The following is a 1,480-nucleotide window of genomic DNA, read 5'->3' as shown; positions in this document are numbered from 1 at the left end:
CCTCAACTCCCTTTCCCCGTCCCCGAGTCCGAGCGCCACCCCGACAAAGGAGACGGCGGTGTACGGCAGCGTCGTGGACGCCGTCGACAGCGCGCCCGACCCCAACACCCCACCGGGGAGCCTCCCTCGGCGCCCCGCGCCCGGTGTCACGAGCAGTGGTGGCGCCAAGGCGGTCATGCAACACCGGGGCGACCACGTGGACTTGACCGGTCAGGGGTACGTCCTCGTGCGCTGGCAGATCTCGCCCAAGTCCCGTCCGGGCGCACTGGTCATGCCCAGTTGGACCGGTCTGAAGGGCAAGCTGTTCCATGTCGCCTCGGCCGGCGGACGCCGCATGGACGACCCGCTGGCAGGCGCCCCCGACGGCTACGCGACCGGCATGGGCGGCCCCGCCATCGGCTACGCCGTCCTCCCCGCCGGCACCCAACAGATGTGGCAGAACGAGTACTTCTACCTCGACGGCTCCGTCACCCTCACCGTCAACGAACGCGGCGCCGACTACGGCATCATCGTCTTCCCCTCCGGCCGCGAGGAGATCGAGAAGGACCTCCAGTACGGCCCGCCGCAGGGCGCCATCCGCTACGGCATGGTCCGCGACACCGGGTCCGACGACACCCCCGTCCCCCAATACGCCACACGAACCACGCCAGTTGACCCGGCGACGGTCCCTCAGCGGTCCGTCCTGTGAACGTCCGCCCAAGTCGCCGTCCCCGGCCGCGACTTGCTACTCCCCGCCCCTCAACCCGTGCAGCAGGTCGATCCTGTTGGTGGTGATCGAGTCGACCCCCAGGTCGATCAGGCGGCGCAGGGAGCGGGCCGTGTCGGGGGTCCAGACCGAGAGGAGGTGGCCGTCCCGGTGGACGCGTTCGGCGAGGGGGCGATCGACCAGTGAGAAACGGTAGTTGAGCCAGCGGGGGCGGATCGCGGCGAGGAGAGTCGGGCGGATCGGCGCGAGGGACGTGTGCGTGAGGGCGATCTCGGCGGACGGGTCGGCGCCGCGCACCGCGAGCATCGCCCGGGCGTCCGCGCAGTAGTAGACGCGGTCGGCGGCACCGGCCTCGCGGACCGCGTCCACGACCCGCCGTGCGACCCGCACGTCCCGCGTCCCCGGCAGGTCGACCATCACCCGGGCGCCCTCCGTCGCGGCGAGCGCCTCCACCAGCGTCGGCACGCCGCCCTCCGTCATGCCCCGAACCTCCGCCGCCGACAGCGACCCCAGAGGCCGGTCCACCTCCCAGAGCCGACCCAGCGTCTCGTCGTGCAGCAGGACCGGAACACCGTCCCTGGTCAGCCGCACATCGATCTCGACCACGTCCGCGCCACGCGACAGCGCGGAACGCAGCGAGTCGAGGGTGTTCTCCCGGAACCGGTAGGGGTCGCCGCGGTGGGCCACGGCCGTCAGGGTCTGCATACGGCCATTGTCACGGGAGCCGAAGCCGCACGGCACGCGGGGCTCGCGGGCTGTCTCTTGTACACAACT

General features: G+C 71.7%; 1 protein-coding gene and 1 pseudogene. One reads left to right on the top strand and one right to left on the bottom strand.

From position 1 onward, the window contains the following. Nucleotides 1-688, top strand: a pseudogene (locus AOK24_RS44410) (sigma-70 family RNA polymerase sigma factor); the annotation flags it as partial. Nucleotides 689-724: 36 nt separating this feature from the next. On the opposite strand, the gene AOK24_RS44405 reads toward AOK24_RS44410, so the two are convergent. Beyond that, nucleotides 725-1,411 carry a glycerophosphodiester phosphodiesterase gene (locus AOK24_RS44405; protein ID WP_055725472.1) on the bottom strand — a complete coding sequence of 229 codons (687 nt, stop codon included), beginning with the start codon at nt 1,409-1,411 and terminating at the stop codon, nt 725-727. Nucleotides 1,412-1,480: the final 69 nt, after the last annotated feature.

Source organism: Streptomyces niveiscabiei (assembly GCF_001419795.1).
In the GTDB taxonomy this organism is placed as follows: domain Bacteria; phylum Actinomycetota; class Actinomycetes; order Streptomycetales; family Streptomycetaceae; genus Streptomyces; species Streptomyces niveiscabiei.
The sequence above is the reverse complement of the archived record's forward strand: the minus strand, read 5'-3'. Positions and strand labels throughout refer to the sequence as shown.

What these genes read in the sequence shown, in the direction of transcription:
- AOK24_RS44405 (WP_055725472.1), bottom strand. Translation starts at nt 1,411, where the DNA reads ATGCAGACCCTGACGGCCGTGGCCCACCGCGGCGACCCCTACCGGTTC.